The 23,919-nt window shown below is 37.5% G+C and carries 22 protein-coding genes; 11 read left to right on the forward strand and 11 right to left on the reverse strand.

Translation table 11 applies throughout. The features are described 5' to 3' along the window. Positions 1-11: 11 nt before the first annotated feature. Positions 12-353, reverse strand: coding sequence for a hypothetical protein (locus tag MKL36_RS03970; protein ID WP_000114559.1), 342 nt, complete (start codon positions 351-353; stop codon positions 12-14). Positions 354-737: 384 nt separating this feature from the next. Between MKL36_RS03970 and MKL36_RS03975 the strand changes: the two genes are divergently transcribed. From MKL36_RS03975 to accC, 6 genes are all read left to right on the forward strand, one after another. Next, on the forward strand, positions 738-1,328 hold the full coding sequence (locus MKL36_RS03975; RefSeq protein ID WP_001125253.1) for an ANTAR domain-containing response regulator: 591 nt from the start codon (positions 738-740) through the stop codon (positions 1,326-1,328). Beyond that, entirely contained in the window at positions 1,329-2,339 is a 1,011-nt protein-coding gene (locus MKL36_RS03980) for an ABC transporter substrate-binding protein (protein ID WP_021511174.1), read from the forward strand. Between the two features lie 333 nt (positions 2,340-2,672). Next, positions 2,673-4,001, forward strand: coding sequence for a Y-family DNA polymerase (locus MKL36_RS03985; protein WP_021511173.1), 1,329 nt, complete (start codon positions 2,673-2,675; stop codon positions 3,999-4,001). A gap of 235 nt (positions 4,002-4,236) precedes the next feature. Continuing rightward, positions 4,237-4,692: a type II 3-dehydroquinate dehydratase gene (gene aroQ / locus MKL36_RS03990; protein ID WP_000099412.1), complete on the forward strand. Its 456-nt coding sequence runs from the start codon at positions 4,237-4,239 to the stop codon at positions 4,690-4,692. A 17-nt stretch (positions 4,693-4,709) separates the two neighbouring features. Further along, entirely contained in the window at positions 4,710-5,129 is a 420-nt protein-coding gene (accB, locus tag MKL36_RS03995; protein ID WP_000354611.1) for an acetyl-CoA carboxylase biotin carboxyl carrier protein, read from the forward strand. Positions 5,130-5,145: 16 nt separating this feature from the next. After that, positions 5,146-6,516 (forward strand): acetyl-CoA carboxylase biotin carboxylase subunit, encoded by a 1,371-nt coding sequence (accC, locus tag MKL36_RS04000; protein ID WP_000939648.1) that lies wholly within the window; start codon positions 5,146-5,148, stop codon positions 6,514-6,516. Between the two features lie 54 nt (positions 6,517-6,570). Here accC and MKL36_RS04005 read toward each other — a convergent pair whose 3' ends face one another. The 3 genes from MKL36_RS04005 to MKL36_RS04015 form a co-directional block, all read right to left on the reverse strand. Further along, on the reverse strand, positions 6,571-7,074 hold the full coding sequence (locus tag MKL36_RS04005; RefSeq protein ID WP_001238663.1) for a hypothetical protein: 504 nt from the start codon (positions 7,072-7,074) through the stop codon (positions 6,571-6,573). A 147-nt stretch (positions 7,075-7,221) separates the two neighbouring features. Continuing rightward, complete coding sequence (locus tag MKL36_RS04010) at positions 7,222-8,388, reverse strand: MFS transporter (protein ID WP_199942078.1); 1,167 nt, start codon at positions 8,386-8,388, stop codon at positions 7,222-7,224. A 280-nt stretch (positions 8,389-8,668) separates the two neighbouring features. Beyond that, positions 8,669-9,532 (reverse strand): iron-containing redox enzyme family protein, encoded by an 864-nt coding sequence (locus MKL36_RS04015; RefSeq protein ID WP_000037356.1) that lies wholly within the window; start codon positions 9,530-9,532, stop codon positions 8,669-8,671. Positions 9,533-9,855: 323 nt separating this feature from the next. Here MKL36_RS04015 and MKL36_RS04020 point away from each other — a divergent pair, with 323 nt between their 5' ends. The 3 genes from MKL36_RS04020 to MKL36_RS04030 all read left to right on the forward strand — a co-directional run bounded on the left by MKL36_RS04020 (position 9,856) and on the right by MKL36_RS04030 (position 14,218). Continuing rightward, entirely contained in the window at positions 9,856-10,428 is a 573-nt protein-coding gene (locus MKL36_RS04020) for a TetR/AcrR family transcriptional regulator (RefSeq protein WP_000043926.1), read from the forward strand. A gap of 611 nt (positions 10,429-11,039) precedes the next feature. Further along, the gene (locus MKL36_RS04025; protein ID WP_021511146.1) at positions 11,040-12,380 is read left to right on the forward strand and encodes a PepSY-associated TM helix domain-containing protein; all 1,341 of its coding nucleotides are present in this window, start codon (positions 11,040-11,042) and stop codon (positions 12,378-12,380) included. A 164-nt stretch (positions 12,381-12,544) separates the two neighbouring features. Beyond that, positions 12,545-14,218 (forward strand): FMN-binding glutamate synthase family protein, encoded by a 1,674-nt coding sequence (locus tag MKL36_RS04030; protein WP_000157981.1) that lies wholly within the window; start codon positions 12,545-12,547, stop codon positions 14,216-14,218. A 41-nt stretch (positions 14,219-14,259) separates the two neighbouring features. Here the strand turns inward: MKL36_RS04030 and MKL36_RS04035 are convergent, their stop codons facing one another. From MKL36_RS04035 to MKL36_RS04055, 5 genes are all read right to left on the reverse strand, one after another. Then, positions 14,260-15,288: an alpha/beta hydrolase gene (locus MKL36_RS04035; RefSeq protein ID WP_001290023.1), complete on the reverse strand. Its 1,029-nt coding sequence runs from the start codon at positions 15,286-15,288 to the stop codon at positions 14,260-14,262. Then, complete coding sequence (locus MKL36_RS04040) at positions 15,288-16,418, reverse strand: YdcF family protein (RefSeq protein WP_001127151.1); 1,131 nt, start codon at positions 16,416-16,418, stop codon at positions 15,288-15,290. The genes MKL36_RS04035 and MKL36_RS04040 overlap by 1 nt, the downstream gene beginning before the upstream one ends. 4 nt (positions 16,419-16,422) lie before the next feature. Beyond that, positions 16,423-17,457 carry a UDP-N-acetylmuramate dehydrogenase gene (gene murB / locus MKL36_RS04045; RefSeq protein WP_001166920.1) on the reverse strand — a complete coding sequence of 345 codons (1,035 nt, stop codon included), beginning with the start codon at positions 17,455-17,457 and terminating at the stop codon, positions 16,423-16,425. 20 nt (positions 17,458-17,477) lie between these two features. Then, positions 17,478-17,981, reverse strand: coding sequence for a low molecular weight protein-tyrosine-phosphatase (locus MKL36_RS04050; protein ID WP_000388070.1), 504 nt, complete (start codon positions 17,979-17,981; stop codon positions 17,478-17,480). Between the two features lie 300 nt (positions 17,982-18,281). Then, positions 18,282-19,526, reverse strand: coding sequence for a lactonase family protein (locus MKL36_RS04055; protein ID WP_005138714.1), 1,245 nt, complete (start codon positions 19,524-19,526; stop codon positions 18,282-18,284). Between the two features lie 225 nt (positions 19,527-19,751). Between MKL36_RS04055 and MKL36_RS04060 the strand changes: the two genes are divergently transcribed. Beyond that, positions 19,752-20,909 carry an iron-containing alcohol dehydrogenase gene (locus MKL36_RS04060; RefSeq protein WP_021511144.1) on the forward strand — a complete coding sequence of 386 codons (1,158 nt, stop codon included), beginning with the start codon at positions 19,752-19,754 and terminating at the stop codon, positions 20,907-20,909. Next, a complete protein-coding gene (locus tag MKL36_RS04065) occupies positions 20,909-21,343 on the forward strand; it encodes an acyl-CoA thioesterase (RefSeq protein WP_021511143.1) in 435 nt (144 codons plus the stop codon). The genes MKL36_RS04060 and MKL36_RS04065 overlap by 1 nt, the downstream gene beginning before the upstream one ends. Before the next feature lie 47 nt (positions 21,344-21,390). Here MKL36_RS04065 and MKL36_RS04070 read toward each other — a convergent pair whose 3' ends face one another. After that, the gene (locus MKL36_RS04070; RefSeq protein ID WP_021511142.1) at positions 21,391-23,619 is read right to left on the reverse strand and encodes a phosphocholine-specific phospholipase C; all 2,229 of its coding nucleotides are present in this window, start codon (positions 23,617-23,619) and stop codon (positions 21,391-21,393) included. A 26-nt stretch (positions 23,620-23,645) separates the two neighbouring features. Next, positions 23,646-23,798, reverse strand: coding sequence for a hypothetical protein (locus MKL36_RS04075; protein WP_001987559.1), 153 nt, complete (start codon positions 23,796-23,798; stop codon positions 23,646-23,648). Positions 23,799-23,919 lie beyond the last annotated feature (121 nt).

Here is a 23,919-nt window from a genome sequence, read left to right on the forward strand (position 1 = left end):
AGTGTTTCTCCTCAAATCACGTTGCTTTTAAGCTGCGTTCTTGCGTTCTCAAATAGACATTGTTGTTTTGCCTTGTGCTCTACCGAGAAACGTATCAACATCACAAAGCGTATAGCTGCTTGGAACCCATTTTTTCCACTCGTTGACGACACCCAATGCATAGCAAAGTCATAAAAACAAATAAAAAAAGCGAGCCCCCTCATACGGAAGGCTCGCATCGCTGAAACTGAAAAATTAGTTAATTCAGATGTAACTTTTTTATGCAATAAAAATAAAGACATAACCTTCACTCCGACTGAACGTAAATTTTCTGTGTGTACAGTTGCACTCACAAATTCGATCAGAACGGACATCGTTGGCCGTCTTTAAAACTTATGGTCGTCTTCGACCTGTAATTAACTAAGCATTTTGCATGCCAATTCTTTTTAAAATTAATATTAATAATTTTTTATTATTATTTTCAAATATTTAAAATAAAACCCATTTTTATCCAAAAAGAATATTTAATTTTCCCTGCACTATTGCTGCTCGTCTATATGGTTTAAACAAAAATAAGTCTTGCCACAAAATGAATCGCTTTTTTGCACCAATATTGATCAAAACAATGCATTAGCATAGTAAAGGACCACTCATGCCTGATTTTTTGTTTAATTTTGGATGGCACTAATCTTGCTTAAAAATTGATAACAAAAAACGCGTCGAATTGGCGCATTTTCTTAGCCTGATTTTCTGAACTTATGCCAAAACTCAAAATAGCTCTTATCGATGATGATCATGCGCGGGCCGACTATATAAAAAATAGTCTGCTTGAAAATGACTTTGAAGTGGTTGCCTGCCTTACTTTGGACCACTTAAATATTTTTCGTCTTGAAGATTTACAAGCCGATGTCATCCTGCTCGATATGGATCATCCCCATCGTGACATTATTGAAAGTTGTGTGAGTAGCTATGACCTACCAACTGTTCTATTCACTAAAAATTCAGATAAAGACACCATCAAACAAGCTATAGATGCAGGCGTAACGGCTTATATTGTAGATGGCATAGACCCCGCTCGCTTACATACCATTTTAGAGATTTCAATTGAGCAATATAAAAAACATAAAAAGCTTGAAGGTGACTTAAAAGAAGCTCAAACCAAACTGGCCGATCGTAAAGATGTTGAAAAGGCCAAAGTGCTACTCATGCAACTGCATGGCTTACCTGAAGACACAGCTTTTCAATTACTCAGAAAAAATGCCATGAGTCACCGTATAACGATTGGAGAAATGGCACGGCGTTTACTTGACGCTCAAAAATTACTAAATGATCAACTAAAGGATGAATAAATGAGCAAATTAGAAAAGACTCAATTGCAACTCGGCTATATTCCTTTACTTGATTGCATCGCTTTACTTTGGGCAAAGCAGCAAGGTTTCTTCGAAGAAGTCGATTTAGAAGTTACTTTAGTCAAAGAAGCATCATGGGCAAGTCTACGCGACCGTTTAGCTTTTGGTTTATTAGATGCTGCACATTGTTTATCTGCGATGCTCCCTGCAGCAGCAATTGGTGCAGACCAAATTGGTATTGCACTGCAAACCCCACTCGTTTTAAGTAAAAACCGTGCTTTTATCAGCTTAAGCCAAAAATTAATTCATCAACTGGCTATTAAAGAAAATGATAATGCACAAACTACCGCCCAAAAAGTTACTCAATACATTGAGCAAGATCATACTCTTTCTCTAGCCCATGTATTTAAACATTCAATCCATCATTATTGTTTAAGAGAATGGCTTGCTTTGGCAGACTCTAGAATAGCTCAAACGCTCAAACTCAAAGCACTTCCGCCACCGTATATGGTCGAAGCTTTAGATAACCATGTGATTGATGGTTTTTGTGTGGGAGAGCCTTGGAATACTCAAGGTGAACTTTTAGGTTTAAGTAAAATCGTCTGCTCAAGTCAAGACATTATTCCCAATGTGGCAGATAAAGTTCTCGCAGTAACTCAAGAATGGGCTGAACAACATCCTCAAACCTTAGTTGCCCTTACAACGGCAATTATGAAAGCTCAAAAAGAATTGAGTAATTTAAAAGATTTTGCACCTGTCTTAAAGTTATTGGTCGAGTTTGGGATTGTCCGATTTCACTGTTCTGAAGAAGTACATGTCGATAAATATTATATGATTCAAAATATTGTAAAACACTTGGTTAAAGAAAATGCGGCTCCCCAACCTGAAGATTTCCATTGGTTATTTCAGCAAATGCAAAAATGGGAAAAACTCCAATTAGCCCCTGATCAAATCATAGAACTGAGTGCACAATGCATTAATCTCGATTGCTACAATCAAGCCAAACTCTAAAAAATACTTAAGCACATTATAAAAAAAAGCTGTCTTTATTAAAAAAGACAGCTTGAAAGACCCATAAGACAAATGCGTTATACGCATTACTACATTTAAAAGACTCAACTCATCCATTAAATATAGCTCTTATGTTTCCGATCATAACCAATTAAAACTTATCATTTTCAGACATTTCCATATCAATAACTGACATTTCATAGACTTTATCTCCTACCTATAATTTCGACGAACAACCGAAACTCCCCTAGATATCAGTCCGTAATTTTGTTAACTTGATTATGTTACAAATTCAAAATACAGATTTGAGCTAATGAGTAAGGGAATGAAATCATGAAAGATATCTCACACCGTGAAGTTTATGCACTGGTTGATATTAATAATTGCTATGTTAGCTGTGAGCGTCTTTTCAACCCTAAACTCAATGATAAACCTGTAGTTGTTTTATCTAATAACGATGGCTGTGTGGTCTCACGTAGTGAAGAGGCAAAACTTTTAGGGATTAAAATGGGCGTACCGTGGTTCCAAATTGAAAAAGATGCTTTACAAGCAGGCGTTCAAGTCTATTCAAGCAACTACACTTTATATGCCGAGATGTCCCGCCGTTTTTTTGCTGTTCTCGGTGAGTTTTTCTCTCCAGATGATTTAGAAGCCTACTCTATAGATGAATGCTTTATTCATCTCACCCCCTACCTCCAATCTATCGATATCTCTGACTACTGCAACAAAGTGAGAAACACTCTCCTAAAATGGTTAGGCTTACCTTGTTGCATTGGAATTGGATATTCAAAGACACAAGCAAAACTTGCCAATCACTATGCTAAGAAAATTAAAAGTTTTAAAGGAGTATGTAATTTCATCACCTTAGATCCATTAATTATGGAAGACCTCATGCAACAGACATCAGTCAAAGAGGTATGGGGAATCGGCTATCAATTAGTCAAACAGCTACAAAGTTATGAGGTGTACACATGCCTAGACTTAACTTTTGCCAATGAACACCATATGGCAAAGGCATTTTCTGTGGTCATGGCACGCACCATTCGTGAGCTAAAAGGCCAATCCTGTATTCAACTTGATGATCCAGCTATTCCAACGAAACGGATTTTAGCATCACGAAGTTTTGCTCAAGCTTTATCCAGTATTGAGATTATTAAACAAGCACTTATCTTTCACCTTAACCGGGCACATCGCCGTTTAATGAAACAAGAACAACTTTGTGCCTGTGTTCAAGTTATGCTTTATGAAAAAACCGACAAACCGCCCTATAAAAAAGCCACATCTCAAGCAATTGGTCTTCATTATGCAACAGATGATTTATGCATACTTACTAAAGCAGCGATGCAGCAAATTGATGTTTTATATAAAGAAAATAAAAGTTATATAAAAATTGGAGTATTATTTTGTGGTCTACACGCACGTCAGCAACATATTGATGATTTATGGCAGCCTCTGGAACTTATTCATCAAAGACAACAATTGATGGAAACTTTAGGTACAGTCCGTAAGCGCTTTGGTAGCCACTATTTACAAGTTGGATATCACTCACGTAATCCATCTTGGCAAATGAAACAATGTCATCGCTCAAAAAATTACCTAACTCGCTGGAATGAAATGTTAACGATTGAAGATGCTTATCCCCCCGTTACACAAAATACATGAACTGTTTTTGTCAATTCGGTTTAAAATAAGCTCCGTTAAATTACTTGAAATTTTGTCATTTTTTAACATTGCTAATTCGTCGCAAAATTTACAATATATAAGCCGAATTTGGTGTACCCTTTCTGCGACAATTAAAAGAAATTATAAAAAACTTGTAGAAACATATGCCATAATAAGCAAACTTTGCAGACATCTTGCAAAGATTATTTGCAACTTTAGAGCTGGAGCAATCTGAATGAGTTCGACCATTTTGGTAATTCATGGACCGAATTTGAATTTGCTGGGAAAACGCGAACCAGAAGTATATGGTCATCTTACCCTAGACAATATCAACCAACAACTTATTGCTCAAGCTGAACAAGCCTCAATTACACTAGATACTTTTCAAAGCAACTGGGAAGGTGCCATTGTTGACCGTATTCATCAGGCACAAACAGAAGGCGTAAAACTGATTATTATTAACCCTGCTGCCCTCACCCACACTTCAGTTGCTTTACGCGATGCCTTACTTGGCGTTGCTATTCCCTTTATTGAAGTACATTTATCAAATGTTCACGCACGTGAAGCTTTCAGACATCACTCTTATTTATCAGACAAAGCAATTGGCGTGATTTGTGGTCTAGGCGCAAAAGGTTATAGCTTTGCACTCGATTACGCTATTGAAAAAATTCAACCATCTAACCCAAACTAGTTCAGGAATAGTCGCCCATGGATATCCGCAAAATTAAGAAACTCATCGATTTAATGATTGAGTCTGACTTGCAAGCGATTGAAGTTAAAGAAGGTGATCAATCGATCGCTTTAACTCGTCGCAATCCTGTCGTTGCTGCGGCTGGTGTAGCACTTCCGGCAGCTCCTGTTGCTGAAGCACCTGTTGCAAAAACACCACGTGGAGCAGTTGAAACTTCTCCTATGGTTGGTGTGTTCTATGCTGCTCCAAGCCCAGGCGAAGCACCATTTGTTAAAGTAGGTCAAACAGTATCTGCTGGTGAGACTTTGGGTATTATTGAAGCAATGAAAATCATGAACCCGATTGAAGCAACTCAAAGCGGTGTGATTGAAGAAATTTTAGTGAAAAATGGTGAAGTGATCCAATTCGGTCAACCTTTATTCCGTTATCGCGCGTAATACCCCGGGGACATCTATGTTGCAAAAAGTTTTAATTGCAAACCGTGGTGAAATCGCTTTACGAATTACCCGGGCTTGCAAAACACTAGGAATCAAAACTGTTGGTATCTATTCAGATGCCGATAAAGATTTGATGCATTTACGTTTCGTTGATGAAGCAGTATGTATTGGTCCGGGTGCAAGTAGTGACAGCTATTTAAACATCCCGGCAATTATTACTGCTGCAGAAATTACTGGTGCCGATGCAATTCATCCAGGTTATGGCTTCCTTTCGGAAAATGCCGAGTTTGCTGAAATTGTAGAAAGCTCAGGTTTCACATTTATTGGCCCTCGCCCAGAACATATTCGTTTAATGGGTAACAAGGTTTCTGCAATTGTTGCAATGAAAAAAGCTGGCGTACCTACGGTACCTGGCTGCGACCATGCTGTAACTATCCATAACGCATTAGCTGAAGCGAAAGAAATCGGTTTCCCGCTTATTGTTAAAGCGGCAGCTGGTGGTGGTGGCCGTGGTATGCGTATTGTTGAACGTGTAGACACACTACTTGAGTCAGTTCAAGCGGCTCAACGTGATGCAGAAATGTGGTTCGGCGATGATACCGTGTATATGGAACGCTTCTTACAAAAACCTCGCCATGTCGAAGTTCAAGTTTTGGGTGATGGTAATGGCCACGCGATTCATTTATATGACCGTGACTGTTCATTACAACGTCGTCACCAAAAAGTGTTAGAAGAAGCTCCTGCTCCAAATCTACCGGAACAAGCACGTGCTGATATTTTACAAGCCTGTGTACACGCATGTCAGTTAATGCAATATCGTGGTGCTGGTACGTTTGAATTCTTATTTGAAGATGGTGAATTCTTCTTCATTGAAATGAATACTCGTGTTCAGGTTGAGCACCCTGTAACTGAAATGGTAACTGGGGTTGACATTATTGAACAGCAATTACGTATTGCAGCTGGTTTAGGCTTAGAGCTTCAACAAGAAGATATTGAAGTTCGTGGTCATGCCATTGAATGTCGTATCAATGCCGAAGATCCAACAACATTCTTACCTTCACCAGGTAAAATTGAAAGTTTCTATGCACCAGGTGGTGCGGGTATTCGTTTAGATTCTCATATCTATCCTGGATATAGCATTCCGCCATATTACGATTCAATGATTGCAAAATTGATTGCTCATGGTAAAGATCGTGAAACTTCACTTGCCCGCATGCGTCAAGCGTTAGATGAAATGATTCTTACAGGAATTAAAACCAATATTCCTTTACATAAAGATCTTATTTTGCAGGATAAAAACTTCTGTTCTCAAGCAATGGACATCCATTACCTTGAAAAACACTTGTTAAAGCAAGTGGAAGAAGAAAAGAAAGCTGAAACTGCTTAATCTGCTTCATATAAAAAAGCCTCTTAAATAAGAGGCTTTTTTATATCTACTTGTTTATGGCAACATTCGGCGTAAAGTTGCGAAACATTGCTCACCCTTAGCCGTTGAGCAGAAATTAATAGTATGGTCATTTTTCCATTGCACGAAATATTGAGAAATATCACCTGTCTGATCTTGCTTCTGACCAGAACAATCTACTTTATTATTATCAAACTTAATTTGCATTACTAAAGCCGATAGCTGCTCTTTAGGGTCATCAGATGGCTGATATTCATAAATACCGTATGACCACTCTTCACCACTTTTAATCACCACATCGTTACTACTGCGGAAATTATAATACTCTACACATTTTTTATTATTTGGAATCTCCATTCCCCATAATCCCATAATTTCAGGACGCGTAACAATACGTATAGCATTAGGATTACTTGCAGTGCGAACAGGTTGTTCTGTGGGCTGTTGAGTCACTGTCTCAGCCATAGCAAAACCAGAACAAGCCAATAATAATCCCATAATATAAATATTTTTCATAGATTTATTAATCATTAAACGCATGGGTTTAAGTTAGCACATTTTTTTAGAAAAACATTGTTTCATAACCATATAAAAACAATATTTTTCAACCGTAATGAACCGATACTTCTCATCAAACAATTTCTATCTTTAACTCGGTATTCCTAACAATTTTTATCACTATTTAATCTAAGAAACTGAATTTTCGATTCGTTTAGGTAACCAATAAACAAAGCACAAACCCAATAGAACCACTAAAGCAGCGATCATAAAAATATGCTCACCCGTAAGAATTTTCCAGTAATGACCAGCCAAAATACTTCCGAACGCCACTCCAAGTCCCCACATGGTGCTATAAAAAGCCTGACCTCGACCTTGCTGCCCTATTGAAAAGTTTTGAAAGATAAGCCGCATTGCGATGAGATGAAATAATCCAAAACTAAAGGCGTGTAGGCACTGTGCAAATAGCTGACCTATGAAATAGTGAGAGAAAATAGCAACTAATAACCAGCGTATACTTGTCAAAATCAAACATACTGCTACAAGGCTACGCCAAGAAAAATATTTAAAAAACGTAGTTGCATATGCAAACATCACAATTTCAGAAACCACGCCCATAGCCCATAAAAAGCCAATTTCCGTTGTACTAAAATTTAACGATTTCAGAAAATTGCTATAGAAGCTATAAAAAGGTGCATGTGAAAAAAGAAGAATAAACTCAATTGTGAAAAAAGCAGCAACTTCAGGACGTTTCAGCACAGGCAATAAAGGTTCTAAATGCTTTTGTGAAGTTGGGGCCCCTTCTGGTTCACGTATCGTAAATGCCCAAATAAATGCTAATGAGGCAATGATAAGCAATAATATAGGCAACATTGAAATCGGAATGATTTCTAAAATTGCCCCTATTGTAAATACACCTACAATAAACCCAACTGATCCCCATTTTCGAATCTTGCCATAAAGTTTCGCCCTTTGGTCTCCTAACCAAAATAAAGTTACTCCTTCAAATTGAGCTAAAATAGCATTTTGGAAAAAACTAAAAATAAGCATCAATAAAGCAACTGACTGAAAAGTATTAGGAATTATAAAAATAGCTAACCATATACATGCCTCCATCCATGTGGCAATCCGCACTAATAGCATTCTTTTACCGGATTTATCGGCGATCCAGCCCCAAACTAAAGGGGCAAAGAAGCGCGTCACAATAGCAATAGAAGATAAAATACCTATCTCTTGATAATTAAATCCCTGATCTTGGAGATATAAGTTCCAATACGGCATAAATGTGCCAACAATGGAATAATAAAAGAAGTAGAATCCGCCTAATCTGGTTTGGATTGTAAATGGTTGGAACAAGACTTAAACCTTTGTATTTTCAATAGGTTAAAAATTTCAGATAGCTGTAAATGAATGTCTTCATTTGCTCACACTTATAGGATGCATGTTTTTAAGCCCCATACATATCAACTTACTGACTTTCGTAATTCTATCATTTCCCACAGATGCAAATAATGTATTAAATGAAATACTTCAGGTTATTAGTTTATAGATGGGCTGGATTTAAAGTATTAAAAAAGCCTATTCATATGTGAATAGGCTTTTTAGTTTTTATCAATTATTCGTCTTACTATGAATGTTATGCTAACTTCTTTGCTTCTAAATAGTGAATATCAGCAATTTGTGCATCCCAAAACTCATTCCATAAAGCACAATAATCCATACAAAGCGTTGTTAAGCTCTCATAGTCTTCTTTAGTTATTGCTTGCGCTAACGCAAACCAGAGATCATCTTCATGATCATCATCTGCTGCTTCTGAGGTTTCGTCAGTAGATACCCCATGAACATGGTAATAGCCACCACCTTCAACATCGACGCCAATGGCTTTAGTCGCTTCACGAAGTGGTGGGCTAAAAAGAATCACTTCTTCTTCGGCCACTGCAAGTAAAGCAACTACTTTAATATAACTATCATAAGATGATTCTAGAAAATTTCTTACCTGATCTGCAATTTTTGAAGGTTGATACTCTCTACGGTCCTTCTCACTCAAACCATAATCATTCAATAAATCTTCATATAAAGGATAATGCGCATACTCCGGATTACCTAGATAATAATTGTCCGGGTCTGTTCCTGGTCTAAAACCAAATTCATCAAGTACATTTAAACTTAATAAAACGCGTGGAAACATTTTAGCTCCAGAATGGAGTTTAGGCTCCAATTGTTTTGTCTGGAACTGGGCCATTAATAAGGCATCAGTAAAGATCTGAACAATCGCATGACGATATTCTAAATGAATTCTTGTTAAAGTGAATTTATCAAGCAATCCATTATTTAAAACTTCGATCGCCGGATGTTTACATACTGGTAATTCAGCAATTCTCGCTCTTAATTGTTTGAGAAATTTTAGATTTTCTTCCCACTGTTCTGTAGGAATACTATTCTTCATCCCCAGTAATGCCTTTTGTCTTGGATTATCGAAATCTTCAAATTTTTTTGACATAATCATTCTCAATAACAAATTAATTCTTATAGTTAGGTTATGAGTTCCCCATTATTTTAATCGTGCATTCATTTGCTACTAAATAAAATTGTATACTCATCCCTAAACAATTTGATATTAGGTTTATTATTACTACAAATCAATGGATAATTTAATGAATTTTTTTAATGAATCAAATAACAATTAATATCGAAAAATACTATTTTTTTAGGCTCTCACATGTTGTATTACATTAGCGTTTTCAATATGATTAAACTGACTTTTGCCAGAGCACTAGCCTTAAAAAAGAAACGGATTTCAAAAGATTTACTACGGGGAAATCGATGTCAAAAAGAGACACTATTATAAAAACAGCAACTGCCCTTTTTAATGAAAAAAGCTATAACTCTATTGGAGTGGACAGAATTATTGCTGAATCCAATGTTGCAAAGATGACATTCTACAAGTATTTTCCCTCAAAGGAAAAGCTAATAGAATCATGCCTTTACAAAAGGAATTCTGATATACAGTCTGCTATATTAGAAAGAATCAATACCAATGACCTACCTTTAGTTCAACTCAGAAGCTTATTTAATTGGTATATTGACTGGATTTACACAGAAGACTTTAATGGATGCTTATTTAAAAAAGCAACTATGGAAGTAGTACAACTTTACCCATCCGTTAAAAATCCTATTAATGAATATAGAGAATGGCTCTATGAGCTTGTTTTTTCTATTTTAATTAAAATTCAGGTAGAAGACGCAGCTGCATTAACCAATCTATTTCTTAATATCCTCGATGGAGTTATTAATGATGGAACAATTGATAAAAATTTAATTAATGCTGAAAAAACTTGGTCTTATATTAAAAAAATAATCGATCTTGAGAAAATTGAGGAATTAGTCGCTATTTAATTTAATAACATTGAAATACTAGACTAAAAAACAAGAGTGTATACTTTTGTTTTTTAGTCTAAAAGCTTCATTTAAAAATTTTATTAAGCACTAAATATTATAAAAATTAATAAGATAATTTTTCTTAAAATATTAACCAATAGAATTAGTAACAATATAAAACTCTCTCAAAAAGCTTAGACATAAACCATTAATATCCATAAAAGAGTTCTTACTCATTAGCTGTATTCACTCAAACCAACATCATAAATCTATTGGTACTAGAATAAATTAAGAAATTATAATTATTAAGAAATAAATCATAGGCTATTTAGTTTCTCTAGATAAATTAAAAGAATAATATTTAAAACAAACTTAACAATAAAAATTTTTCTATAAAGTGCTTTTTCATAAATATCTATACTAAATATTGTATTGATCATATGAGTTGTGTATTCAGAGAGCAAAATTTACGAGATATTTCATAACACCAAGCAACAGCATTGCTAGCAATTTAGCACAATGATACTTTAGAAAATCTACAATCAAGATAGCCAATGAAAAGTGCAATTTCAAAATACAATTTAAAGTAGATATACTTCACGACAAAGTTTGCTCGATATCTATTTAAAATGTCCCCTACTTCTAGCTTTTGGCGTAGTCTCTTCCGTCTCATACATATTTATGCTGGTATTTTTATTGCCCCATTTATATTTGTTGCCGCATTTACTGGCTTACTATATGCAATTACGCCTCAGTTAGAGCAATTCATCTATAAAGATGCATTAAATGTTCAGCCTTTAAATAATGAGATATACCCTCTAAGCCAGCAGATTGAAAGCGCAAGAGAAGTCATGCCTGTAACTGCACAAATTACAGAAGTCAGACCATCACCAAGCCCTGTGCAAACTACGCGGGTTATTTTTTCCGATCATACACACCATCTAAATAATGAAGCCGTTTTTATTGATCCTTATACGCTTTCTGTAAAAGGACAACTTGCTGTGTATGGAACCAGTGGCGTATTACCGTTACGTACATTCTTAGATCAATTACACAGCAATTTATTATTAGGAAAATGGGGACGTTTTTATAGTGAACTTGCTGCAAGTTGGCTTGGTTTTTTAACTTTAAGTGGGCTATACAGTTGGTGGAAGCGTCGCTCAAACTTCAAAAACAGACAAACAAATAAAAATCACTTATTAAAATGGCATAGTTCTATTGGGTTAGCTTTACTACCACTTTTATTGTTCATTGCGATTACTGGTCTTACATGGTCTCAATGGGCTGGTGATAATATTCGTATTGCCCGTCAATGGTTAAACTGGCAAACACCAACATTGACCACCTCACTAAATCAGATTTCATTGCCAGAAATGTCTCATCATGAACATCACGAAATGATCATGGAAACGCCAAATTTAGACATCATGCCAGCTGAATTCGATTCTGTATTAGCAATTGCTCGAGCAAATGGGATTAATTCAACAGAAATACAAATCAAACCGCCAGTTGCTGAGAACCAAGCTTGGACTGTTGCGGAAATACAGCGTAAATGGCCCACACAAGCAGATAGTATTGCGATTGATATGCATGAACACAAGGTAATCGATAAACTCGCTTTTAAAGATTATTCATTAGTTGCAAAACTTACACGCTGGGGAGTTGATGCACATATTGGGGTACTATTCGGTTGGGTCAATCAATTGATTCTGGTTCTGTATGCGCTCGGGCTATGTGTAATGATTGTTTATGCGTATAAAGCTTGGTTTAAAACCTCCAATGTAAAACTTACGACCCATCATTTTATTAACCAAACTTTGTTCGTATGGAAACATGCAACTACACAACAAAGAATAATTACGATATTAATGCTTGCTGCTCTAGGGCTGAGTTTACCTATTTTTGGATTTAGCTTAGTCATCACCTTATTTATTTTGCTCATAAAAAAACAGCTCCCTCTTAAAGCTTAATAAAGCTCTGGTCTTTGCCAACTCATCAGCTTCTCGTATTAGGGAGATGATCAGTTGGTAAAATATTAAATGAATAAAATACCGGTTAAACAATTCCCTACTTGTAGTTTTGGCTGCTTCTTGGCAAGGTATGTGCCAGTAAAACATTAGGAATTTGTTCACATATGGCGAGTCCGGCACAAATCATTCGACATAAATTTCTCAATACATTCTTTTCACGCCACTCTATTTGGTTCTTGTGTATTTTTACTGCACTCACAATCACGTGGTTTAGAACCGTATATACACCTCATAGTATTTATTATTTTATTTCGGATACTTTACTCAACGGTTTATGGGTCGTCAGTGGCGCATTAAGCTTATTAGGTCTATATGATGTCTTACAAAATAGACATTCAATCTTAAGAAATTACCCGATTATGGGCCATTTCCGTTTTTTATTTGAAGATATACGCCCTGAAATTCGCCAATACTTTATTGAAGCGGATCAAGATGCCCTTCCTTTCTCGCGTATGCAAAGAAGTTTGGTTTATCAACGTGCTAAAAATGAGAATGCAGATAAACCTTTTGGATCAATTATTGATGTCTATCAAGAAGATTATCGCTTTATTGTTCACTCCATTAGTCCATGTCCACCAGCGGATCCTAAGAGTTTCCGTATTCAAATTGGTAATGCCCAATGCCTTCAACCTTATAGTGCATCCATTATGAATATCTCTGCCATGAGCTTCGGTAGTTTAAGTGCGAATGCAATACGTGCATTAAATAAAGGAGCACAATTAGGCGGTTTTTATCACGATACCGGTGAAGGTAGTCTCAGCCCTTATCATTTAGAAAATGGTGGTGATATTGTTTGGCAAATTGCCAGTGGATATTTTGGCTGCCGCACTTTAGACGGAAAATTTGATGAACAGAAGTTTGCTAAGCAGTCTCAATTGCCACAAATCAAAATGATTGAGCTTAAGCTTTCGCAAGGAGCTAAACCAGGCCATGGCGGTATTTTACCTAAACATAAGATTACTGCTGAAATTGCCGAGATCCGTGGTGTTTCCCGTGACCATGATTGTATCTCTCCTGCCAAGCATTCAAGCTTTTCGACACCAATTGAAATGATGCATTTCTTACAGAAGTTACGGACTTTATCTGGTGGTAAACCAGTAGGTTTCAAACTGTGTATTGGTCAACCTTGGCAATTTATGAGTATTGTAAAAGCAATGCTTGAAACAAAAATTGTGCCTGATTTTATTGTAGTTGATGGTTCTGAAGGTGGCACTGGCGCAGCCCCTATTGAGTTTAGTGACTATATCGGAACACCATTACGTGAAGGCCTACGCTTTGTTCATAATACACTTGTAGGTGCTGGCCTAAGAGATCAAGTTAAAATTGGTGCAAGCGGTAAAATTATTAGTGCATTTGATATTGCCAGCACATTTGCTCTCGGTGCAGATTGGGTGAACTCAGCACGTGGTTTTATGTTTGCAGTTGGATGTATTCAAGCGCAAAGTTGCCATACAAACCAATGTCCTGTAGGCGTTGCAACCCAAGATAAAGATCGCCAGAAAGCACTTCATGTACCGACCAAAGCAGAACGTGTATTTAATTTCCACAAAAATACATTACATGCATTATCAGAAATGATTGCTGCGGCAGGTTTACGTCATCCATCGGATATTAAAGCTCATCATTTAGCTCAACGGATTAATGACCGTGAAATTAAAAACTATGCTCAATTACACTTCTTCTTAAAAGAAGGTGAGCTTTTACAATCTGAACTGAAAAATGATGATGATAATTTCTATTATCGTATGTGGAATATGGCTGACGCCAATCATTTTTAAATAGTTAAAACTGGAGCTGCCTATAGAGGCAGCTTCAAACTTTAATAATAAAAATGTTTCGGCTTTGCATGTAAAAAGGCTGGAATTAAACCTGTTAAAGCCGCACGAATATCTGCACGTTCGTTAATTAATTGATGAGAACCCTCTTCTAGCATCAATAATGTTTGAAGCCTAAACTTACGACGAATAAACTCGATGTTGTAACGCCAGTCTACTGTTTGATCTAATGCCCCTTGTGCAAGCCAGACAGGAATACGGCAAGCAGGTCGCTCTTCCATTTCCTGCATCCATTTTGACATTGCCAAAATCCAGTCCATGCCCATCATGCGTGGCTGCAATGGATCTTTTAAACGAATAAATCTTAAAAATTCAGGATTATGGTTATTCCGTCTAAAGTGTCGAGGCACTTGGCGTTTAATACGACGGATAATGCCTAGACCTACCGGATTATGCCACCATGCTGTTTTAGCAGGTCGAATTAATGGTGAAAGCAATAAAACCCTATCGACGATTGGGTCTTGTCTTTTTTCTGCATACTCAAGCAAGTGATGCATCCAGATTGCCCCACCCGTACTTTGACCAATACCTACCCATGGTTTCGGTAATTGATCAGCATGTTTGACATATTGATAAACCGCCATCAGAACTTGTTGATAATGGTCAAAATTTTGAATACTTGCAGGTGAACCATTACTCAAACCATGACCAGGTAAGTCGTAGGTAATAACACTAAAGCCTTGTTCAAGTATTTCGCGAATAATGGGCTGATAAATTCCGCTATGCTCCAGATAACCATGCAATAAACATACGGTTCCTTGGATTTTGTCTAATTTAGGTTTAAAAACTTGAACATGCAGACGAAATAAAGGCATTTGGACATAGCCTTGCCAATGTTCACAGTCCAGTAAATGTAAACCGTATAATTTACGGTATGCTAAAAGCTCACGAGAAGGTTCTTCTAAGGTATTTAAATTGAGTGGGCTTAAAACTTGCGGAGTGAGTTCACGGTTCGGAACCGGTAAATCTAATTGTTTTAATACGGCAGGATTGAGAAATGGAATCTCAGACATTAAGGCACCTCTCGACAATCACTTGAACCAAATAACATGTCACGAATTGTCGCAAGTAATTCATAATTTGCACGACGACTATGATCGTAGTTTTGTATACTCGGTTGCCAACGTGTAAGCGGTGTTGGCATTGGAGCAGTAACAGGAATAGTTTCTATCCCATTTAAGGCAAATAAACGGCGCGTACGTGGCATATGATATTCATCTGTGACCAACATAACTGTAGGCGCACCACCTTTCTTTTGAAGTAACAATGAACTAAAGCGAGTATTCTCACAGGTATTCATACTGCGCTTTTCTAATAATTTTGCATCTACCCCACGTGCTTTCAACCATGCTTGCATATAAGGGGCTTCAACTCCACTTAGTACGATAGGTAGATGGTTTTTCTTTTCAACTTCTAAGGTTTTTTCTAGTCTTAACCGCGTATAGCTGTTAACTACAATATCTTTGCCATTTTTATCTAAAGTTAAACCGCCACCCAATACTACAATCGCATAAGGTTCTGATAACTTTTTAGGTTGAGCAGGCAGAGGGTTTTTACGAACATATTCAACTTTCTGCTCAGGCTCGCTCGCCGCTTTTTGATGCTCAGGCACTACAGGTTTTCTTGCTAAAAACTCCGTATATTGCTCTGTAAGGGCTTTATTTTCAGAACTATTAATAGAAAGTGCTGCATCGATAGGACTACTTGCTTCATCGGCCGCATCAATTTCTGAGTTTTTCGCAACCAAAGGAACACTCACAGCCGTCGTTTCTTTCTCTTCCTGTAGTTCTTGTTCTTTTTCTTCTAAAAGAATAATTTGCTGCAAAGCCTTATAGTTTTCTTGTATGTACCCCAAATCTGCTGTCTTATTTTCACGTAAAGCATCTTCTGTTAACTTCAAATAAGCCTGACGAGCAATCCATAAATTTGACCCCGGCTCTAAGTTATCATGTTCACTTAATGCTGCTTTTCGCTGGCTTTCCGCAGCCACCTCATTAACATCTACCGGAACAAAATAGTTAAGTCCAGCTACAATAAGTTTTGAATAAAACGGCGAATACAAAAAAATCACGAAACAGCCTAATAGTACAAATAGTACAGTAACTACTTGTACAAAACGTACCATCAAGTGTACTTTTGGCATAAAACTATTCCGTATGATTTTCAATTAAACCTAAATTGTTATAAAGCACAGGCTCTGGTTCTAACATAATTTGGAAACGCTGTTCAACATCATGTTGTACAGCTTGATAAGTTTTCTTTACATCCGCAAGAGATGCATTGGCATAATTCACCAAAACCAAGGCTTGCTTATGGAACATTCCCACTACACCGAGCTGTTTACCTTTCCATCCAGCCTGATCAATTAACCAACCAGCAGCAATTTTAACGTTACCATTAGCCTGAGGATAATGTGGAATTGTTGAGAATTGTGCGATTAATCGTTCAAATTCTTGAGTATTTACAATCGGATTTTTAAAGAAACTTCCTACATTCGGATATTCTTTTGGATCAGGTAATTTACTTTGACGAATATGAATGACCTGATTTTGTAAATTTTCAGCAGTCAGGTTATCTCCTACTGCCTGTTTTAAATCACCATAATTTAGCTTTAGATTGGCTTGTTTAAGCAGCTTAAAGGTGACATGAGTAATGATGTAACGAGCTGGGTCATCTTTAAAAATGCTATGACGATAAGAAAAATGACAATCTGCTGCCGAAATTGATCCGGTTTGTTTTAATAGACGGTCATAGACTTGTACCGACTCAATAAACTCACCAACCTCAACACCATAAGCACCAATATTTTGCACTGGTGAAGCACCAACCAAGCCCGGAATAAGTGCCAAGTTCTGTAAGCCAAACCAATTTTGTTTTGTAGTATATAAAACGAAATCGTGCCAAACCTGTCCTGCACCGACTTTAACTCGAATAAAATCCTGATCTTCAGATAAAACGTCTATGCCCTGAATATCAAGATGAATAACTAAAGCATTAATTTGTTGCGGTAATAGCATGTTACTACCGCCAGATAATACAAGTACATTTAGCTCATGCTCTTTAGCAAAAGCTAAAGCTTCTTCAATATCTTCAATAGATTTGACCTTAGTGTAATGAGAAGCTGTAACATCTAAACTTAAAGTATTGAATGGCTTAAGCTGTACTTGATTTTGAATTTGCATTGTATTGAAAAACCTGTTTTTTAAACATTTAATTGTTTTTTTAGGATATTAATCCACGCCAACGCACTTGATTCACATTGGTCGAGTACACGTTCAAAGCCCTCATCTCCACCATAGTAAGGGTCAGGCAGAGCTTGTTGTGGATATTGAGGATCATGTTCACTCATTAATGCCACTTTTGCCCGAATTTGATGACTGCCAAATTGGAAGATAGCTCTTTGTAGCAAGTCGTGAATATCATCAAAGTTTTGATGATCCATTGCCAAAATCAAATCAAAATCTAAAAAGTCTTGAGTTGAAAGTTGTCTTGCCCGCAAAGAAGATAAGTCATAGCCTCTTTTTTTTGCATGCAATTGGCTACGCTGATCAGGTGCTTTATTTGGATGATAGTTACTTGTTCCAGCTGAATCGACAATGATATTGAGTTGATGCTGATCACAATAATGTCTAAAAACCACTTCAGCCGTGGGAGAACGGCAAATATTTCCTAAACAGACACATAACACCTTATACTGTGCTTCCATTAGAAATTTATTCCAACCACTTAAACTAAAAAATAAATAAGTATTTTACACGCAAAAATCTGCAAAAACCCGACAAAATTATTCATTATTATCAGGTTTGAATTGACCATTGTGACAAGCCCTCATTTTCTCAAAACTCACGCGGCTTGAAAAGTAAAATGAGAAATTTTAAAGGAATTTTCTATGTGCTCAATCCTCAACTCAATCTTGATTGTCTTTCAAGATTGAGTATCTGTAGCAATGAACACTGAAAAATGTAATAGCTTATAAATATTGCAGGATCAGTGTGAGAAAAAATTATTAAAAGAATTTGATATCAGTTGGAGTCGATATTTTAGCTGCATCGCCTAAAGGTTTTAATGAGCCATTTTTGGTATCAAAACGGAATAAACTAATGTTATTACTATAAACATTCGTCACATACAGATATTTACCTGACTCATCAAATGAAAAAGCACGTGGTTCAATACCATTGGCCTTATAAACTTGTGGTTGACCTAAAAGCCCATTCTGTTGGATTTTAAATACCAAAAGTTTGTTGTCCGCACCACGATTTGCAGCGATCACATACTTACCATTTGGACTAAGAATAATTCCACTTGCACTCTTGAATTCAGGTGTTTTGTCTTCGTGAACCAGTTTTAGCTCAGCGACTTTTTTCAAATGGCCATCTTGTACGTTAAACGTCACAATTTCACTTCGCATTTCCGCGGTAATGTATGCCTGTTTACCATTTGGTGAAAAGACCATATGACGTGGACCAGAACCATGCTTAAAACTCACATCTCGGCTCTTGTCCGCTTCAAGTGGTTGAGGCTTACTTGGGTTGTAACGAAAAGCATAGACTTTGTCATTTCCAAGATCACTTGCATATAAATACTTACCATCTGGGCTAAAAGTTGTCGAATGGGCATGGCCACTATCCTGACGCCCTTTAACATGACCAGAACCCTCCGAAAAAACAATATTTTGTACCATTTCACCCAAATGTCCATTTGGTAAAATTGGCAAAACAGCGACACCGCCACGTCCTTTATCAAATGCAGAATAATTCGACACAAATAGGAATTTACCATCTAAACTGATGGATGCATGTGTTGGATGCCCGCCATGACTATTTACCGTATTCAATACCTCTACCTTTCCATTTTGAACCGATAATGCCGTTACCGCCCCTTCATTTTCTTCATTAGTGGTATATGCAAAACGGCCATCTTTCGATTTTACAACCCAAGATGGACTTTTCATTTGCAATACCTTAACAGGAGTTAAGGTCCCGTCAGCATTAACTTGTAGCTGGTACAAACCTTCACTGGCTTTTTCTGGTTTTTGCACAAGCGGTGCATCTGGGATAGATGTCCAGGTTCCTACTAAAGCGATTTGTTGTTGTGCTGCGTTTACTGTAGAGCCCCATCCAAATGACAAAAGCGTCAATGATAATGTTGCTGTTAATTTTTGAATTAGCTCACGATACTTAATATTTGCATATCCATTTTTGTCGGTATCCTTGCCGTATCCAGTTTTGACATCAGTATCTATTTTCACATGCATATCCTTAAAAAAATTTACCTTATTTGCATTTACCAATAAGGTATTCACAATCTAATTTCATTTAATGATTTTGAAAATTAGTTTATAAAATGCCAATTTTCAAGTGAATTTTCTTTAACTAAATGCAGCTTAAAAGCACAGCTACTTTTAAGAGAATTTGCAGAATGAATCCTATAGAATGCATCTATAATAATTTTCAAAAATAAGGAAATAATGTATATGAGCCATTTTCAGTTTCAGACCGTTCCCAACATTATTTCAGGACTCGGTTCTATACAAGAATTACAGAATGTGTTGGCATCAAAAACTTACCGCAAGTTATTACTGGTAACAGATGCAGGTATGATTAAAAATCAGTTACACCGGCCTATTCTTCAAATTTTAGATACTCTTAAAATTGAACATGTCATTTATGCTGATGTTCAGGCCGACCCACCAGAGCAAGTGGTATTAGATGCAGCGAATTATGCTAAACAGCAAAATGTAGATGTTATTGTCGGCTTTGGAGGCGGAAGTTCTTTAGATGTAGCCAAAGTGATTGCCTTACTCGCACATCCTAACCAAACTCAAAACCTACAAGAAATGTATGGGGTAAATCAGGTCAAAACAGCCCGACTTCCACTTATTTTAATTCCCACTACAGCCGGTACTGGCTCGGAAGTGACGCCCATATCAATAGTGACTACAGGTGAAACGACAAAAATGGGAATTGTCTCTCCGGTACTCTATGCCGATACAGCAATTCTTGATGCAACTTTTACTCAAAATCTACCTGCCCATATTACGGCTGCTACAGGTATTGATGCGATGGTCCATGCCATTGAGGCATATACCTCTAAACATAAGAAAAATATTTATACCGATATTTTAGCGAAACACGCTTTGAAGCTGCTGAACCATAACTTACCGAAAGTTCTTAAAAACGGTAATGATTTAGAGGCACGTCAGAACATGCTGTTCGGCTCAATGCTTGCGGGTCAGGCATTTGCAAACTCACCTGTTGCTGCCGTGCATGCTTTAGCCTATCCATTGGGTGGACATTTTCATTTGTCGCATGGACATACCAATGCTTTGGTGCTCGTTGAAGTACTGAAATTTAATACTCCCTATGCCAAACAATACTATGCAGAACTTATGCAATGGCTAGACCCATATAGTAACGGTAGCACCGATGGGTTATGTGATCTGTTTATTGACCATATGCAAAATCACTTAGACCGTAGTGGTTTGACTTTAAAACTTAGCGATTTGGGTATTGAAGAGTCTAGCTTACCAAGACTTGCTCAAGATGCCATGTTGCAAACTCGATTACTGCAAAATAATCCACGTGACATGACAGAAGCAGCTGCTTTAGCAATTTATCAGGCGATTTATTAATGACTAAACCCGTTTTAAAAACTCGTCATCAATTTAAATTCTTTTTAGATATTCAAACTCGCTGGGCAGATAACGATATTTACGGTCATGTGAATAATGTGACCTATTATAGCTATTTTGATACGGCAGCCAATGCTTTGCTCATCCAGAAAACAGGTTTTGATATTCATGAAGCAAAATCAATTGGTTTAGTCGTTGACTCAGCTTGTAGCTTTTTTCAAGAGTTATCATTTCCAGAAGTTATTCAGGTAGGCGTTGCGATTGGTAAAATTGGTACGACATCTTTACGCTATGAATTGGCAATCTTTAAACAAGGTCAAGACCAAGCATCAGCTCAAGGACATTTTGTGCATGTGTTTGTTGACCGTGAAACACGCAAGACTGTTCCAATATCCGAGTCAGTCCGTGAAGTTTTAGAGAATTTTTTATTATAAAAAATGAGGCAAAAAGAAAATAAGCTCCTCTTTTTGCCTCATCCTTCTTAGATCATTGCAGGATCACTAAAGGAGTCCTCACCTGTTTCGACTCGGCCAGCAAAACGTCGGTAATAATACGGATCACTCTGGCTCGTAACTTCAAAATCATACCAATGCCCAACATCAACCAACGACCAATGTTGCTTAACAACTTGTCCCGCTTTTACGGTCAGTTGCAATGGTGCATCTTGTCGATATGCACAAGGTTTTACTGTCAATATTGTATCCTTGGTTCCCTCATTCATAAGTTCGACATAAACATCACCATTAGCAATGTCATAGCACACTCGAATTTCAGGTTTAACACCACTATCGATAATACGTTGAGTATCCCCTTTAAAATGACGATGGTAGCCATTTGGACCAAGTACCCATAGGTCATAACGGCCTAAGTTATTGTTTAAAGCATCCCACTCATCATCTAAAGTTTTATTCGGCTCGACAATATAATGCTTTGGAATACGGTCTAAATTGAGCTTGTCATATACGTGGAAAACCGCTGCCTGCTTACCCGTATTAGAAAAAATCAATTGCACCTTACCATCTGCTTTACAACGCGCACTGGTATGCAACTCATAAGGTAGCGCCCGTGATAGACGGATCCCACTTTGCTGAATGGGTAACTTAATATCCGTGGGTACAGGAACAGCTGGCAAAGCTTCTTGGTTTTCCCTTAGCGCATCTGCCTGCACACGTGTTTGTTTACCACTCAGCTGCGGTAAAACATCTGCATTTGGTGTTTTAAAGTTAAATGCACTGGTTAAATCACCACATACTGCACGGCGGTATGGGCTGATATTCGGCTCTTTTACACCAAAACGTTTTTCTAAAAACATGAGCACGGAAGTATGATCAAAAACTTGTGAGTTGACCCAACCACCACGGCTCCATGGGGAAATCACATATAAAGGAACACGAGGGCCCGGACCATAAACTCGTCCATCAGGTGCAGGCTGTGAATGGCTCCCCTCAGGTGCAGCATGATCAAAATATTCATCTTGCATATCAGCATTGCTTAGTGTCGATTTACCTGCGTACTGGCCATTTTTGAGTCGAGATGGTGCTGATGGCGATGGCATATGGTCAAAGTAACCATCATTTTCATCAAAGTTGATGAGCAGAGCCGTTTTACTCCACACCTCTGGTACAGCAGTTAATGCATCAATAATTTCTTGAATAAACCAAGCTCCTTGAACCGGGCTTGAAGGGTCCGGATGTTCGCAGTATATCGATGGCGCGTTAATCCAAGAAACTTGAGTTAACTTCCCTTCACGAATGTCTCTTTTAAAAGCGTCGAGATACTCTTCTGGTTTATTGCCCGGTAGCGTATTTGCAATGCCTTTATAGAGTGGATTTTTGGCATTATCAGTAGCCGCATCATAGGCTTTATACGGTAGTTTTTGACCCGTATCGGCATACGGTTTATTCGGCTCTCCACCGCTTGAAACGGGATAACCGGATGCAATGTTGGCCTTTCTAAAAGAACGGAATGCACCCAACATATTATCGCCCCATTCATCTGGCATATTCTGATAACAAATCCAGCTTATCCCTGCTTCTTCTAATCTTTCGGCATAGGTTTTCCAAGTGTAACCACGGTCTGCCGTTGCTGGGTTACCATCAATCCAGTCCCATTCATTATTTACAAATGAACGCTTGGTCGGTGTTGCACCATTGGTACCAGTTAAATGAAAAGAGCGGTTCGCATCTGTTCCGGTGTGCATAGAACAATGGTAGGCATCACAAATCGTAAAGGCATTGGCAAGTGCAAACTGATATGGGATTTCTTTTTCTTTAAAATAGCCCATAGATATATCGGTTTTATGAGTTGGCCAGTTTGCCATACGTCCATTGTCCCACGCCAACTGACTGTCATCCCACGTATGAGGCGTGCCATCTGCACGCTGTGCATTATTGGCTGTTCCATCTAAGTGAAATGGGGTTAAAACCTGACCATTACTTCTCAGCTGTTCCCAGACACGGCGACCATTTGGCAGAGGGATTGTAAAACGGTCAGCAAAGCCTCGAACGCCCTTTAACGTACCAAAATAATGGTCAAAAGATCGGTTTTCCTGCATTAAGATGATGACATGTTCAACATCCTGAATAGTGCCCGTTTTATTATTTGCAGGAATTGCTAGAGCTTTTTGAATACTCGATGGGAAAGCCGCTAACGCTGCAGCGCCAAAGCCCATATTTAAAGAGTAATTTAAAAATTTACGACGTGTAATCATGATCAAATTCTTTTTATTATTTAAGTTTATGGAGCACAGCGCATGACAGGCTTTTTACCTGTGTCGGGTGTATTCGAATTATCATTTGCCGAGTCGTTACAACCACTCAGCAGAATGGCGCCGATTAATAAAAAATAAGAATATTTAAAGGAAGTTGTTCCTGTGCATTGCCTTTTCATGACGATATATAGTCCATTTAAAATCTAAAATGGCTAACATAGAAAAGTACAATGACAGTGGCGTGACCTGAATATTTCAATCCAGTGAAAACTATGAAAATTCTAATTTTTCAAATTTCTC

It is taken from the genome of Acinetobacter sp. AOR12_HL (genome assembly GCF_027855275.1).
GTDB lineage: Bacteria > Pseudomonadota > Gammaproteobacteria > Pseudomonadales > Moraxellaceae > Acinetobacter > Acinetobacter baumannii.